Origin of the sequence: Prevotella melaninogenica, from assembly GCF_018127925.1 — a bacterium.
GTDB lineage: Bacteria > Bacteroidota > Bacteroidia > Bacteroidales > Bacteroidaceae > Prevotella > Prevotella melaninogenica_C.
On the sequence record NZ_CP072347.1, the window covers coordinates 695,874 to 711,098 of the forward strand.

The 15,225-nt window shown below is 40.3% G+C and carries 9 protein-coding genes, 1 tRNA gene and 4 pseudogenes; 10 read left to right on the forward strand and 4 right to left on the reverse strand.

The window, feature by feature from the left end:
- Nucleotides 1–295 precede the first annotated feature (295 nt).
- The 10 genes and pseudogenes from J4861_RS02590 to J4861_RS02630 form a co-directional block, all read left to right on the forward strand.
- Nucleotides 296–802: a pyridoxamine 5'-phosphate oxidase family protein gene (locus J4861_RS02590; protein WP_211806680.1), complete on the forward strand. Its 507-nt coding sequence runs from the start codon at nucleotides 296–298 to the stop codon at nucleotides 800–802.
- Between the two features lie 93 nt (nucleotides 803–895).
- Entirely contained in the window at nucleotides 896–2,116 is a 1,221-nt protein-coding gene (locus J4861_RS02595) for a BaiN/RdsA family NAD(P)/FAD-dependent oxidoreductase (RefSeq protein WP_211816590.1), read from the forward strand.
- Between the two features lie 849 nt (nucleotides 2,117–2,965).
- Nucleotides 2,966–3,050: transfer RNA gene (locus J4861_RS02600), tRNA-Ser, on the forward strand.
- A gap of 400 nt (nucleotides 3,051–3,450) precedes the next feature.
- Nucleotides 3,451–4,683, forward strand: coding sequence for a site-specific integrase (locus tag J4861_RS02605; RefSeq protein WP_211816591.1), 1,233 nt, complete (start codon nucleotides 3,451–3,453; stop codon nucleotides 4,681–4,683).
- A 25-nt stretch (nucleotides 4,684–4,708) separates the two neighbouring features.
- Complete coding sequence (locus tag J4861_RS02610) at nucleotides 4,709–5,176, forward strand: DUF1896 domain-containing protein (protein ID WP_211816592.1); 468 nt, start codon at nucleotides 4,709–4,711, stop codon at nucleotides 5,174–5,176.
- Between the two features lie 139 nt (nucleotides 5,177–5,315).
- Nucleotides 5,316–5,663: a hypothetical protein gene (locus J4861_RS02615; protein ID WP_211816593.1), complete on the forward strand. Its 348-nt coding sequence runs from the start codon at nucleotides 5,316–5,318 to the stop codon at nucleotides 5,661–5,663.
- A gap of 147 nt (nucleotides 5,664–5,810) precedes the next feature.
- Nucleotides 5,811–6,473 carry a transposase gene (locus J4861_RS13545; protein ID WP_428842160.1) on the forward strand — a complete coding sequence of 221 codons (663 nt, stop codon included), beginning with the start codon at nucleotides 5,811–5,813 and terminating at the stop codon, nucleotides 6,471–6,473.
- Between the two features lie 162 nt (nucleotides 6,474–6,635).
- Nucleotides 6,636–7,471 (forward strand): annotated as a pseudogene (locus tag J4861_RS13550) (transposase).
- Nucleotides 7,472–7,856: 385 nt separating this feature from the next.
- Nucleotides 7,857–8,287 (forward strand): annotated as a pseudogene (locus J4861_RS02625) (hypothetical protein).
- A 22-nt stretch (nucleotides 8,288–8,309) separates the two neighbouring features.
- Nucleotides 8,310–8,597, forward strand: a pseudogene (locus J4861_RS02630) (PcfK-like family protein); the annotation flags it as partial.
- Between the two features lie 297 nt (nucleotides 8,598–8,894).
- Here the strand turns inward: J4861_RS02630 and J4861_RS02635 are convergent.
- From J4861_RS02635 to J4861_RS02650, 4 genes and pseudogenes are all read right to left on the reverse strand, one after another.
- A complete protein-coding gene (locus J4861_RS02635) occupies nucleotides 8,895–10,775 on the reverse strand; it encodes an IS1634 family transposase (protein ID WP_211816594.1) in 1,881 nt (626 codons plus the stop codon).
- Between the two features lie 244 nt (nucleotides 10,776–11,019).
- The gene (locus J4861_RS02640; protein ID WP_211815863.1) at nucleotides 11,020–12,225 is read right to left on the reverse strand and encodes an ISL3 family transposase; all 1,206 of its coding nucleotides are present in this window, start codon (nucleotides 12,223–12,225) and stop codon (nucleotides 11,020–11,022) included.
- Nucleotides 12,226–12,898: 673 nt separating this feature from the next.
- The gene (locus J4861_RS02645) at nucleotides 12,899–14,266 is read right to left on the reverse strand and encodes a transposase (RefSeq protein ID WP_211816595.1); all 1,368 of its coding nucleotides are present in this window, start codon (nucleotides 14,264–14,266) and stop codon (nucleotides 12,899–12,901) included.
- A 591-nt stretch (nucleotides 14,267–14,857) separates the two neighbouring features.
- Nucleotides 14,858–15,041 (reverse strand): annotated as a pseudogene (locus J4861_RS02650) (hypothetical protein); the annotation flags it as partial.
- Between the last annotated feature and the right edge of the window lie 184 nt (nucleotides 15,042–15,225).

The following is a 15,225-nucleotide window of genomic DNA, read 5'->3' on the forward strand; positions in this document are numbered from 1 at the left end:
AAATTCCCTATGTACATCCGAAAAATCAACAATAAAGGTTAATAGTGTTTTTAAATAATAAAAAATATTTCTCCAAAAATTTGGTTGTTTTAAAAAAAACGTGTATCTTTGCATCAAGTTTTTTTAGTGGTTAATTTAGTTTTAGTATTTAAACCTTGGGTGATGTGAATCAGTCAAGGTCTTTTTTTTGTATATAGTGGAAGTCTTATACAAAGATTTCTTTTATTGGTAAGATTAACTCATAATAGATAATTCACAGTTTCAACTAATCATTTTTATATTAATTATGTACGATATGAAATATGTTAATGACCGCGTACGAAGACAAGATCGTCTGATGGATGAGGAAAGAGCGATAGAACTTCTGCGAGATGGAGAATACGGGGTTTTGAGTATGGTCTCAGAAGATATGGGATATGGTATTCCTGTAAACTTTGTTTGGGACGGCAAGAATAGTATCTATATCCATTGTGCACCTGAAGGACGTAAGTTGGTGGCTATTGAGCAGAATCCAAAGGTTTCGCTCTGCGTCATTGGTAAAGTAAACTTGTTGCCACGCAATTTCACCACTGAGTACGAGAGTGCTATCTTCTTCGGTGAGGCACATATCCATCTTTCTGAGGAAGAGAAGATGCATGCACTGCATCTATTGATAGACAAGTTGTCACCAGATTTCAAAGAGCTTGGCGATAAATATGCTCATATGAGTTTTCATCGCGTTGAGATTATCCGTGTTGATTTCTCTGAGTTCAGTGGTAAACGAAAGAAGGTGCATTCATCAGCTACGCCAACCGGAGATTAAAGGGTTGCTCGTAGAATGGTAATCACCACACATTAAATGTTTTACATAGCAAAGGTCGGCATCTCTCAGGACCTAAGTATTATTTTTTAGCGAATGGATATAGCTATCATTGGCGGAGGAGCAGCAGGATTCATGGCTGCTATCATGGCTCGCAGAACAAACCCTTCAAGTAAGGTGACAATCTTTGAACGTGCACAGAAGGTGTTGGCTAAAGTTGAAATAACCGGAGGTGGACGTTGTAATGTTACGAATAGTTTTGCAGCGATTACGGACATGAAGCAGGCTTACCCACGTGGGCATAAACTCATGAAACGGTTAATGAAGACGTTTAGCCATGAAGATACTTATAGATGGTTTGAGCAACATGGTGTGCCATTGGTAACGCAAGAAGATGAATGTGTTTTTCCGAAGGCGCAAGATTCTCATGCCATTATTAATTGTTTGGTGCGGCAGGCTAATGAATTGGGGGTTACTATATGTTGTCGACATCGTTTGGTGAACATCCATAAGATGGAAGATGGGAGATTAAAACTGGAGTTTGAGAATGGTTCACATCGCGTGTTTCATCGTACTATTATAACAACTGGAGGCTCACCGAATGGACGTGGCTTGCAATACCTTGCCCAGCTTGGACATGAAATTGAGGCTCCTGTACCTTCACTTTTCACCTTTAATATAAAAGATCGTGCTTTTTGCGACCTTATGGGAACGGTTGTTGAACCTGTTGTGACGACTATTCCTGGAACAAAACTGCGTGCGAAGGGTCCATTGTTGGTAACACATTGGGGCGTAAGTGGTCCTGCTGCTTTGAAACTTTCTTCCTATGCGGCTCGTCTGCTTGCTGAAAATGATTATAAAGCACCGCTTGCCATCAGCTGGACTGGCGAACTAACACGGCAAGAAGTGGAGGAGAATCTTCTGAAGTTGCAAACTGCTAACCCACGTAAGCAGGTTGCTACCTTACATCCATTTGGTTTGCCGAGTCGTCTGTGGCTCTATATACTAAGTAAACTTGGCATAGATGCTGTGAAGCCATGGGCTGAGATTGGACGTAAAACGATAAACAGAATGATTGAAACATTGGTCAATGATCAATACTCCATTGCTGGTAAAGGTGCCTTTCGTGAAGAGTTTGTGACGTGTGGTGGTGTGAGTCTTAGCTCTGTTAACTCTAAAACACTTGAAAGTAAGGTTTGTCCAAATCTTTTCTTTGCGGGTGAGGTGTTAGACATTGATGCTATTACTGGTGGTTTTAATCTTCAAGCTGCATGGACAACAGGTGTTGTGGCTGGGCAATGTGCTGCAGGTAGTTAGTATCTTACTGCTTTGAAATCGTCAAGTGTTTGAAATAATACGAATGTAAAAACTATTGCTATCGAAAAAGAATGTTTGATAGTAGCATTTTCCCTTTATACAATAACACTTGCACCAAAGATATATCGTTAGCTAATAAGTCCTCAGCACAACTGGTGTTTATGAATAACACTATATGTGCTGTGCATTAATACTTCTGTCAGAGATGTGAAGTGAGGGGCAACTCGTCATTATATATAGTATGACTAAAGCCCAACTTATATCGAAATCATTTATTTTCCTATATAAGGGAATGACCTTGCATTATAAAAGTGTATAAATTTGCATTGAGAGTCCAGATAAGAGACGGCAAATATATAGTCCTATACTCCATCAGAATTTATCTTCAATACAGCCTATATATGATTTGATTTTTCATCACTAAATCTCGCATCTTTTTTGAGTTCATCATCCATACAGTCTATACCTTGTTTGAGTTCATCATCCATACAGTCTATACCTTGTTTGATTTACTCATCGATACAGCCCATACCTTGTTTGACTTTGTCGTCCATATAGTCTTTACCTCGTTTTGCTTTACTCATCGATATTATACATACCTTGTTTGAGTTTGTTGTCCATATAGTATAAATCTTATTGGGATTTATTGTCTATACTGCTCAATATACAGTTTTATCTTATCATCTTATAAATGTTTTCTTATGTAAGTAGGTGTCACAATAGTCGCTTTTAGTTAAAAAGTGTTTTAATTCCAAATTCTTTTCCCATACATTTTGTAGTTTCAAAAAATATCTATACCTTTGCACTCGCTTTAAACAAGGAAGCAGGTTGACTACAAAGTAACCTTCTGGAGAGATGGTAGAGTGGTCGATTACAACGGTCTTGAAAACCGTCGTACCGAGAGGTACCGGGGGTTCGAATCCCTCTCTCTCCGCTTTAGGTACTCTGAACAGACCAACAGAGAAATCCTAACAAAAACGTAAGTATCATAGCTACAAGTAGTTATGATACTTTTCTTTTATATCCATTCTTCTTCTCAGAGTACGTACAGAGGGGGTAAATACTTCCTAAATACTCTACAATGGCTACAATCTGGCTACACTTTTTGAGGCAAAATAAAAATTGTAGCCAAGAGTTCGTACAGAGTACGCATAGAGTACACGCAAATTGCTGTTATTCAAATAAATATGTCGAACTTTGCAGCGTGGTTACAGAAGTTTATCTCGCTAATAATTCAATCTTTTGGCTACAATTCTATTAGAAGCTGGCTACAATTATTGAATTTTGGCTACAACTTTCCTTTCCATGGCTACAATTAAAAAACAGCAGCGCAAATGAAAACCATTTTCAGAGCAGTCTTCTATTTAAGAAGCAACTATGTGAACAAGGAGGGTAAAACACCCGTGATGTTGAGAATATATCTCAACAACGAACGACTTTCCATTGGCTCAACAGGTATTGCCGTTCAGCAGTCGCAATGGGATAGTGAAAAAGAACGACTGAAGGGAAGGACTACAGAGGCTCTTTCTACTAATCTCGAGTTGGATAACATCCAAAGCGGATTGCAGACTATCTTTAAGAAGTTAGAAATGACAGATGCTATTTCTTTGGAACGTATTAAGTCGGAGTATCTCGGCAGGAAAGAAGAGGTAGAAACGATGATGACACTCTTCGATAAGCACAACAAAGATATTGCTAAGCAAGTGGGCATATCTGTAAGTGCTGCCACTTTCCAAAAATATAATGTCTGCAAACGACATTTCACGACTTTCTTGCAGGATAAGTACAAACGTTCGGATATGCGCTTGTCTGAACTCACCTATATCATCATACACGACTTTGATATTTTCCTTCGCATAGTAGTTGGTCAGAACCCAAATACAGCTACCAAGACAATGAAGACTTTCAAGACAATTACGATTTTAGGTAGAAAAATGGGGGTAATCCATCATGATCCTTTTCTTAATCATCGTTTTCACCTTGAGCCAGTCAATCGTGGTTTCTTGACAGATGAAGAGATTTTGAAGATAGCCAATAAAGATCTGGGCATACAGCGTTTGGAATTAGTTCGTGATTTATTCGTTTTCTCATGCTTCACAGGCTTGGCATACATTGATGTGGCCAACCTTACTCCCGAGAACATTGTTACCCTTGACGACAAACAATGGATAATGACCAAACGACAGAAGACGAGTGTTGCAACAAATGTTCTTTTATTGGATATTCCGAAGAATATCATTGAAAAGTATAGTGGCAAGACCTATCGTGATGGTAAACTCTTCCCAATGCTAACCAATCAGCGAACCAATTCATATCTGAAGGAAATTGCAGATATTTGTGGCATTAAAAAGGACCTAACCTTTCACATGGCTCGCCACACATTTGCAACAATGTCATTGAGTAAAGGTGTTTCTATGGAATCAGTTTCTAAGATGCTGGGACATACCAATATTAAAACCACACAAATTTATGCCCGTATTACCAATAAGAAAATAGAACACGATATGGAACAGTTGGCTGGCAAGTTAGACAAGTTCAATGTTGCTATGGGCATCAACTCTAAATAATATATAACCCTAAACCAAGAAGATTATGACAACAACAAAGAAAGAGCTTTCTTACTTCCGTTTGAAGTTGGAAGCGTATCTCGGAGAGCATTTTCCAGAGAGAGTGAATGAAAATACGTTTATAACTGCTCGCGCAGACGAAGCATTGACAACTTACTGCGATGCTATAGCACAAGGTTTTTCTCACCCAGAGGCAGAGGTAATGGCAAGCGAAGTCTTATACCAAGGTTTGCACTTTTCCAAGTACGACACGCTTGTCTCTATCTTAGAGAATGAGTTCGAGAAAGAACTCCCTTTCCCTCTTCCCGGAAGGCTAACACCAATGCTTCTGAAGAATAAGGCTGTGCAAAGCGTTTTCGACAAGTATGAGCTGACGGACGACTTCGGCGCAAGTCCCGAGTATGAGAAACTCTACACTGAACTGACAGGGACAATCGTTCTGATCATCGAGGTTAATGGTCTGCCAACCGTCGATAGTGAGAACATGACTTGATGTAACACCATCGGGAGCTTTTGTAGTGTCAAGAGCCAAGATAACCATTCTTCACCACACACCAAGAGTTTGAGCAAACACTTGGCTTTGTGAGGCAGAATATCTTGTTATTGCTCTTGAAACTATTAAAAGCTCCGATATGAATACAATCATCATGAATCAAGACATCTACACACCTGCCTTCATCAAGGCAGACGCACCGAACAAAAGCGATAATATCAAGCAGCAGCCGAATTTGCCCAAGCAAGTCCGCCGCTTCTCTTGGACACGCTTCATTGAACTCGCTATCTTGCTTTCCATCGTTATCGGTGCCATTTGGTTTATCTCAAAGATTGTAACGCCGCAAGTCGTAACTGTCGTCTCTGTCATTACTGGTTTTCTGATACTACGCTTTATAATCAGGGTAATTCTAAAAGTAACATTTACGCTGCTGAGCATTCTCTTCTGGCTGGCAATTCTCTGTGCTATCCTGTTATGCGTGCTTTGAGAAGCATAGTTCTTTCATTTTATTTCATCGAGGGTGTGTCAAAATGTCCACATCCTCTTTTTTATGCACAAAGCCCCGACTTTCTCAAGCCAGGGCTTTGCTATTTCCTAAAGTTTTTGTACCTTTAAACATACAAAAAATCTCATTATGGCAAAGGTACACTTTCGTTCTTACATACACAAGAAAATGATTCTTTTTCCTCAAAGAATCGATAAGGATATCGCAGAAGATGACCCTGTTCGTCTTTTAGATGCCTTGGTGGATAATCTTATGTTGGATAATGTCTACAAACTTTATAAGCCCAGTGGTCGCAAGCCTTATCATCCACAAATGATGCTCAAGGTGATTCTTTACGCCTATATGAATAATATCTATTCTTGCCGCCGTATAGAGTCGCTCCTCAAGCGTGACATTCATTTCATCTATCTGGCAGGATATGAGCAGCCTGATTTTATTACCATTAATCGTTTTCGTAATCGTGTGAAAAAGGAAATCAACAATATATTCACACAAGTCGTATTAGTACTTGCAGCCAAAGGTTTGATAAGTCTTGACGTTGAATATATTGACGGCACAAAGATAGAATCGAAAGCCAACAAGTATACCTTCGTTTGGAAGAGAACCGTGGAAAAGAACCGCGCCAAGTTACAGGAACAAATACGCACACTCTTGCTTCAGGTTGATGATGTCATAGCGCAGGACAATGCGGCTAAAACGGAAGGTGTCGAGTTTACTGCAGCTCTGCTCGATGAGATATCCGAGGAATTGAACAAGTCTTTGGAATCAGCCCTTGAGCCTAAGACTAAATAAGAGAAGCAGGCTGTTAGAACCAAGAAAAAACAGATTAAAGAGCTTGAGAAGAAACGTAATAAACTCCAGGAGTATGACCAGCACCTTGAGGTTATGGGAGAGAGAAACTCCTACAGCAAGACCGACCCTGATGCCACGTTTATGCACATGAAGGAGGATGCTATGCGGAACGGACAGACTAAGCCTGGATATAATCTGCAGATAGCAACGGAGAACCAGTTTATCACCGACTTTGCACTCTATGCCAATCGTACCGATACACTCACACTTCCTTCTTTCTTGGAGTCTTTCAAATCACGCTATCATCGCTATGCCAAGACAGTCATAGCTGATTCAGGGTATGGCTCCGAGGAGAACTATCTGTTCATGGACGTACATAATATGGAAGCCTATGTGAAGTATAACTACTTCCATAAAGAGCAGCGTCCACGCTACACACCTAACCCATTCAGTCCCGCAAGCCTTTATTATAATAAGGAACAGGATTTCTACGTCTGCCCTATGGGACAGCATATGAAGCGTATAGGTATGAAGCGTTCCCTAACCTCTAATGGATTCGTTACTTACAGCGTACGTTATCAGGCAGAACGCTGTGATGGTTGTCCCTTGAGAGGCTCATGTTTTAAGGCAAGAGGGAACAGAATTATAGAAGTAAACCACCAACTACAGCACTATAAACAAAAGGCACGGAAACTACTGACCTCGGAAGAAGGCATCAAGCATCGAGGACTAAGGGCATAGAACCTGAAGCTGTTTTTGGACAAACAAAATATAATAAAGCCTACAAGAGGTTTAGGCATTTTGGGAAAGACAAGGTCAATATGGACTTTGCCTTCTTCGCTATTGCCTTTAACATAGGGAAAATGTGTAGAAAAACCAATCTCAAGGAACTAAAAGCCGTTATGGAGGTACTTTTAGCAACCTTCAGATGCTTTATACAAGTTTATATAGGCTATTTAAAGCCAAACAAATCATTTTATATGAAATTAGCAGCATAACTACAGTAAATAATGAATTATGTGGTAGACAAGGTAAAGGGAGAGTAAAAAAGAGGATGTATCAATTTTGACACACCCCCTTTCTATTTTCCACTACGAGCGTTGCACTTTTGCTTCTTTTCCTATGCTCCACGATATGCGATGACAAGGAGACGGATGCTGTTCCCTTTTTATCCGCAAAGGTAGTACGGGGCTTGTGGCTTTTTTCGAGTCAAGCTCTCAACAACTCGTCAAAAGGTCTGTGCCGCTTGGTTTGTCTGGAAAATCTCCACACCTACGGGTAGTATTTTCCGTCAAAACCTTGTGCAAGCCTGCCCAGCTACCTCTATTTTGCTCCAAAAAGGAATCAGCATACTCCGATCTTTGGACGCATAAAAATGTCGCTATGGATAAGCAAAAAGTAAATACAACATCTTCGATGAACAAAAAAGGATATAGCTCCTCCTCTCATTACCGCATTAACCCTACGGCTGAAAAGAGTGAGCAAGTGTTGGCAATTAAGTTTGTACAATGGGACGTTCCCCCTTGGAGAGCCTTTGTAATAGCAAAATATATCTCCTACGTATGAAACTCAATCGTGGCGAAATGATGAGCCGTGAGGAAAAGAATTGGCTATGTGAGGCGGTGAACTCTAATACCTATTTCCGCACAGCCGTTCCCCTACAAGGCTATCGCTTTGACTTCTTTGACGTGCTGAAGAAATACCTTGTCAATCAGTACGGACAATGGACAGAGTATTACGCACCCGACAGAACAAGCCTAAGAGCCTACCTGTATGGACGTATCAATCAAATAGTTGAAATTCCCAAGTATTAACAATATCAAAACATATACGACAATGAAAGGAACAGAACATTTCACACGGACAATAGCCGAGTATCTTAATCAGCGTGCTATGACAGACCCCTTGTTTGCCCCTAACTTGATGAAACCAAACAAGAATATTGAGGAGTGCATCACCTACATTCTTAATGAAGTGCAGCAAAGCGGTTGTAACGGCTTTGATGATGATGAAATCTTCTCTATGGCTGTTCACTACTACGATGAAGACGATATAGAGGTGGGCAAGGCTGTTTCTTGCCAAGTTGCCGTTAATCACATTGTAGAACTCACAGAGGAAGAAAAAGTAAGGGGGTAAAACGAAATGTGTAAATACGAAATTTGGGTTGACGTGATTATATTGTTTGTATATCAGAGAGTTATCGAATATTAGAGAGTAAACGGAGCGTAAAACGAAATGTTACAAGGTGTTACATTTGCGTTACATTTGATGAGTGTTTGAACGGTGTTTGAGAGAATAATGTTACATAGGAGGGTAAATGGGGCGATTTGGGACGTTTTAAGCATAGATATGGAGACTTAGCCCAAGTTTAACACCCACTTTCGCCTAATTGTTACTGTCACCGTACTTTCCTCGTTTTTCTTATGGGCTCTGTGTCCTACAAATTTTATTCTTTTTGAATGGTGAGTGTTTTAAGTTCAACTTATCGTATATCTGTTTTGCTTGCTTTGAAGGACTACTACATTGGCGCATCTCGATGGTTTCACCTAATGGATTCTTCCCTTTTGTGGTGACGAGCTTTTGGGTGCTCATACGTCGTACTATCTCGGTCCAGTAACAGGATTCTCCTTCTCGTTTTAATTGACAACGGATGGTGTTTACCACCCAGTAGGCTAATAAACCGAAGAAAAGGTGTGCGTCGCTTCGCTCATCTTTCTGATGATAGATAGGACGGAGGTTGAGATCATTCTTTAGTTGTCTGTTCGTACATTCTATCTCACGAATGAGATTGTAGTATTCCCATGTCACACACTCAGAAAGTGTCCTGACATTGCTGCGGAGGAAGTATACTCCGTGACCAGATTCCATTGCGGAGAGGTCTTTTATCTCCCAGTCTATGCGCAGCATCTGCTTGGGTTTCTTCTCATCTTTTATGTAGCTTATCTGGTAGAACTTCGCTATAGAAGGGTACTTCTGTATGGCACGTCCTGTACGTTCAACAACCTTTTCATAGGTTTTCGTTCCACCTTTCTTGGAGATTCCATTGTTTATCCTCTGCAGTTCCATCTCAAAACGCTCTCTCCAGACCCTGTTCATGGACGACTCTGTCATAGCTTTTGAAGGAGATGTTATTTCGAGATAATAATCCTTATCATCCTCTGTCTTAACCTCTTTCAGCGTTATCTTCTGCCGACGGGCATCCATTACCGTAACACTCTTGTTATCATCACTGAGCATATAGTCCTTCATTTTCGTACGGGATACGCAGAGATAATTGTAACCCTTTTTCTTTATTAGCTCCAAGTTCTCTTCCGTGGCAACACCTGCATCCATGACAACAAGCGTATCCTTTGTTCTTGATGGATTCCTCTTTGCCAGCGTATCAATCATATTGGGTAGAGACTTGGGATCTGCTGTATTACCCTCTAAGATAGAAGAATAACGTATAAAACCTTCTTTATTGATACATAATGCAAGTACAAGTAGCTTACAGTCAGAGCGTTTTTCTTTTGAACGACCGAACTTGGCTTTATCGCTATTACGCTTACTACCCTCGAAATAGAAGTTGGTTAAGTCGAAGAGCATCAACTTGTTGTCTATATTAAAGAGATCGTCAGTAACGCTGCACAGATGACGCTCTAACTGTTCCTTTAGTTCATATAATTTATCAGTGATTTTATACAGAGAATTGATTCCTGGTGTCCAGCCTGGAACTCCATTGTAAAGTTCAGCGGCAGCCGAGTTATCGCGCAAATAATAATAAGATGAACGTTCAGAAACTGCATATACCGTACGAACAATCAATGCTGACAGAGCCGTGTGTATCGCATTCTCCGTCCACCCATTTTTGCGCAGGAAACCCTCTAATTGTAGCTTGTCTATTGTCTGCTTGCAGAGCCACTCAGCACCAACATTCCTTGCGTCAGTATAGTTTGCCGTCTCAAGGTCAATATAGTTCTCATATTTTCTCAGCGACTTCTGCTCTTCCTTATTAAATCGATCGATTCCACCTTCTTTCTCCATACGGCTCCACCATTCGTCAGCCTTTGCCTGTTCAATAGGAGTAAGTCCGTCAAGGTGTTTTTTGAAAAGCGAGGGTGTACTTCTGGTTTTGAAGCGTTCGGTAAGAGCGTATGCAATTTTTCGAACCTGTACAGCAGTAAGTGAAGGTTCGAACCCGATGTTCAAAAGAATTAGCGAATGTACATGACCCTGCACATCACGATATGACTCCTTGATGCGATAATAAGGAGCCATGTCCCCTGTGGCAGGGTTGAATCGTGTCTGTACATTTGCGTGCATGAGTGCAAAGTAACAAAATAATTTTGATATGGCTGTGTCCTACAAATCAGATTTTACTCCTCGCAACAATACTCTACACTTGATTATCAATCATTTATCAAATTGATACTACACAAAACATCCCGAAAATTTATGAAAAATAATTTTGCCGGTTAAACTTGGGTTGAGCAAAATCCTTGTAATGGCTGAAGCATTGAAAAAATGGGATGAAGTATGTGGACAGACTACATAACTGGCTCTTCCGTTAAATGCGTAGACTCCTATCATGCAGTGCATATAGTCTTAATTTGAAGTATTCTTCATTTCTGAACCCATATATCTGTCTTTTCAAAACTTTTATTTTGTTGTTAATTCCTTCTATTGTTCCGTTTGTTATATAATGGTCATACCATGCTAATATGTATGTCTTGTATGCTCTAATAGTTGACGCCATTTTCATTAATGGTTGTATTTTGGATTCTATAGCTTGCTTTACCCATTCATCCAACACAGCTTTAGCCTTTTGCTTACTACACTGATTCCATATTTCCTTAAGATCTTCTTTGAGATAATAGGCAATCATTAGCGGACGGTTTAGGCTTAGTGCGTTCTCCAGTCTATTTCTGTGTGCATGATCAAAGATATCATTTCCATTTCTGAGTAACAACCAACGTGTTCCTTTGATTACTTTACGCTTGTTGATGTCCTTTTCCTCATGCCATAACTGTCTCCTTAGCAAGTCCAGCTTTTCGTTCATAAGCTTGGTTACATGAAAGTGGTCTACTACAAGTGCTGCATTGGGAAGATGCTCACTTACAGCTCGTGTATATGCGGCAGAAAGGTCTGTACATACTGCTTGTATATGCTCTTTGTCTTTGCCGAGCCGTTCCCAAAATCCATCAAGAGCATTCTTGCCATTACCATCACCGACATAAACAATATGACCATTATCCAAATCTACAACTATGGTCTTGTATACATGCCCCTTATGAGTGGCAAACTCATCAATGGAAATACGCCTTAACATGGAAAGGTCTGGGTTAGAGTAATTTGACTGTAGAAACTCCATCTGTATATTACGTACTACATCCCAGGATACCTGTAGGAACCATGATATATCTTGAATTGTTGCAAAGCGAGACAGGTCAAACACCATATTTGCAAAAGCTATAGTGTGCCGACGTTTTCCTTTCGCAAAGTCGATGTTTTCTTGTTTGATACAGCCGCAGTCGTGACATTGAATACGATGTACACGCATGTCCAGATAGGTCTTGCTCAGACCTATGGGAACACTTACAAAGCGACGAATATGACTGCCGTTACGATTAATATTATGACTTCCACATACAGGACAACAAAGTTTTTCCTTTGGAGTTTGGATTTCTAAAACTAAGTTATTACCTTCGTAGCGCAGATTCTGACAATCTTGTTGGGAGACGCCTAAGGCGTTTTGCATTATGCTGGTATTCATGTTCTTGAAGTTTGGTCACTACAAAGATACATAATACCAGCTTTTTATATATAACTAATCAGAGATATCTATCCATTTAACGGAAGAACCACATAACTTCTATTAGTCATGTGTTAAAAGTCAATGAATATGGGGGACGACAAGCAAAGGTGAATGAGAAAAGACAGTGTTTTAAGGGGTGGGAAACTTTAGTTAATTACTATTTTGTTCAATTAACTCGGATTTAGTTGCTCTATACAACTTAGTTCCCTGTAAATTAGGGTACTTTTGTATTAAATCATGATGTTCTTTGTCAGTCGATGTGCTATAATCATAAATTGTTTGTTTAAGCTCAGTAAATGCAGGGAAGAAGACATCTGACTTTCTCTATGCCTACAACTCATATTTATCTCCTAATATTTGCATTTCTTCATGATGCGTTCGCCAGCAGTGTTGGATGTATAACACTCGCCTTACCGTTTGCATGGACAAGGGTGTTCTAATTAGGGAATTTCAGTTAATTCCCTCTTAGAGCTCTCCAAGGCAGCCAAAAACTGCATTCTTTTCCTTGGAGAAGGTCCCAGAAAAAGAATATGCTGTGTTATTTGTTCAAAAATCTCAAATAATGAGTCATATGAGCACACCTGCCCTTTCCATACTATCTATGGACTTGTAAAATTATCCTTAAGTTTTATTAGGCAGCCTTCTTCCCCCTCCGAGCCATCTCCCTTGCGGCAAGAATGGCAGCATTTGCTGTATGGATTCCGAAGAAGAGTAGTAGCCTCTCGCTAAACATATTGCGTGCCTTGATGCGTCCAAGGCTATAGTGTTGCTTTTGATTTCCAAAGCTACCCTCCATTACCGTAGCTCTGAGGTTTCCAATAATCTTTCTCGCTGTCTTGAGACATTCAGCTTCTTCTTTGGGTCTTGGACCTTTTCTAGTGAAACAGGTCGTTATGCCTTTTTCTGTACACATAGTGCGGTTGGCATTGTTGGCGTATATGGAATCGGCACCTACACGCTTGACTTTGATTCCCGTCAAAGATTCTTGATATTCTATACATAGCTTAAGACGGACACCCTCGTTGAATGCCTCAAAGCTGTGGTGCTCTATGAATGATATGCCGTCTATCTGTATGTTGTTGACCTTTGCCCCAAACTCTACACGCTTGTTTTCCTTGCCTCTGACAATAGGACGGAGGTAGGGGCGGTCGATGCTGACGATACGGTGCTTGACTTCCTTGCCGGAGAATAGTTCTGACTGTTGGAGGCATACCTCACGCACAGCGGACAGCCGCTTTTCTTGTTCTGCCGACAGACAGATGCAAGGACTGTACTGTTTACGCAGACGATTCCATTGGGACAGGAGTTTGGACAGGAGCCTCAGGAGTCTTCTCCTGAGCTTGCGCGTGGACGAGGCTGTGTGCTTGCGCTGCTTAGCGTATGCAAGCCTGGCCTTGTCAATATTATTATACTTGCTTCTCGGAATACGCTCTGAGAGGTGTTTACACTCGGAGACCAGCAGAGTGTGAAGCCAATAACAACACTCCCAGAGCAGCTTGATATCCGTAGGAAAACGCAGGTAGCTCTCGTAACAGGTTGCATCCGTCAAGCACAGGTCTTTGTCTTTAAGGTTGTCTTTCCATTTGGCATACAATATGCCCTGAAAGCTGTCTATGTCAAGAAACTGACCAAGACGATTGCGTATGGCACTTACAATCTTTCCATCCTTGATGGGACAGGAGGGGTCTATCAGAACACCACAGAACATCTGCATGTGGATGCTTCCGTTAAGCATTTCTATCAGACCATCGTCAGACAGACCTGTGTATGACTTAAGGAACATTAGGGCTATTTCTCCTTCACCCGAGAAAAGAGGCTTTTTGCCTCGCTTGCTCTTATGGCTAAGGTTCGTATACTCTGCTGCCAACTCCTTTAGTGGGAGCTGGGAATGAATGCGTCCAAGTTCGCTTTGTGCAAAGCTTTCACGATAGCTCTGTAAAAAATCGAACTCTGTAAAGGGCAAAGTTGGTGTTATATCAGAAATTTTTTGTATCTTCACGACGATTTATTTTAAGTTTTCCCCCGATTCTGCCCGTGATGGGTCGTTCGGGGGATTTTATGTAAAGGTACAAATAATATATTATGCTGACAAACAATTAGTTAGAAAAATTCTGAATATCCCTAATTATCATACTCATACGTATGCGAACTCCTTCTTAGCGATAGACTTTTTCAACTATGCCGTGAGTTTACTCAGGAGGTTGCTCACCGCATCGTAGGTCATCATTTATTTTTCATTCTTAGGTTCTTCTCAATCACGAATCCTTTTGATAAATTTTAGGCAGCACAAATATAAACAAACTATCGTAAATAAAAAAATAATATCCCATAAAAAAGGCTCTATGAGTAATTTATTGTATGGAAAAGTAGAATCATACTTTGCACTCGTTAAATGGATAAAAATAAAAGGGAAGCCAATATCTATTTTCCCATCAGTAGAAAAAGAAGTTATATTGAATAACAATGATAGAATATTTATCAAAACATATAGGACAATAATCGATACAGCATGCCTCATAATTTCTTATCTGTTTACTTTATTACTACTATTTTTTTGAGAATTATGCTAATCTACTCTGGATTAATATCAGTTCTCCATTGCAGTCTGACCGCCTGCTGTAAGGCTCTTCACCTGCAGACGTTCACTCTGCTTGTCATATGTATAGGTAGTCTCCGTGCCATTACCGAACTTCATATAGGTCGTATGACCGTCTTTTGTCGTAACCTATTCTTTCAACAATAACGCTCTGACGTCCCTGTTTATTGCTGTCCAAAAGTGTTTTCATGCGGAGATTGTTGTGGATAGTGCCAAGTTATCAATAGAAAAGAAAACCTACCATGCCAACTATCGGGCAGCCAATCTATAACATTGTTCGTAACTTAATGAGTTGAGACCTTGAAAAGAGAAGATTATGAGATGGTATAAGGTTATGAAAAATAATGACATAATCTTGAATA

Excerpts from the sequence above, each read along its gene's own strand:
- J4861_RS02590 (WP_211806680.1), top strand. The coding sequence starts at position 296 with ATGAAATATGTTAATGACCGCGTACGAAGACAAGATCGTCTGATGGAT.
- J4861_RS02605 (WP_211816591.1), top strand. The coding sequence starts at position 3,451 with ATGAAAACCATTTTCAGAGCAGTCTTCTATTTAAGAAGCAACTATGTG.
- J4861_RS02595 (WP_211816590.1), top strand. The coding sequence starts at position 896 with ATGGATATAGCTATCATTGGCGGAGGAGCAGCAGGATTCATGGCTGCT.
- J4861_RS02615 (WP_211816593.1), top strand. The coding sequence starts at position 5,316 with ATGAATACAATCATCATGAATCAAGACATCTACACACCTGCCTTCATC.
- J4861_RS02640 (WP_211815863.1), bottom strand. The coding sequence starts at position 12,225 with ATGAATACCAGCATAATGCAAAACGCCTTAGGCGTCTCCCAACAAGAT.
- J4861_RS02635 (WP_211816594.1), bottom strand. The coding sequence starts at position 10,775 with ATGCACGCAAATGTACAGACACGATTCAACCCTGCCACAGGGGACATG.
- J4861_RS02610 (WP_211816592.1), top strand. The coding sequence starts at position 4,709 with ATGACAACAACAAAGAAAGAGCTTTCTTACTTCCGTTTGAAGTTGGAA.
- J4861_RS13545 (WP_428842160.1), top strand. The coding sequence starts at position 5,811 with ATGGCAAAGGTACACTTTCGTTCTTACATACACAAGAAAATGATTCTT.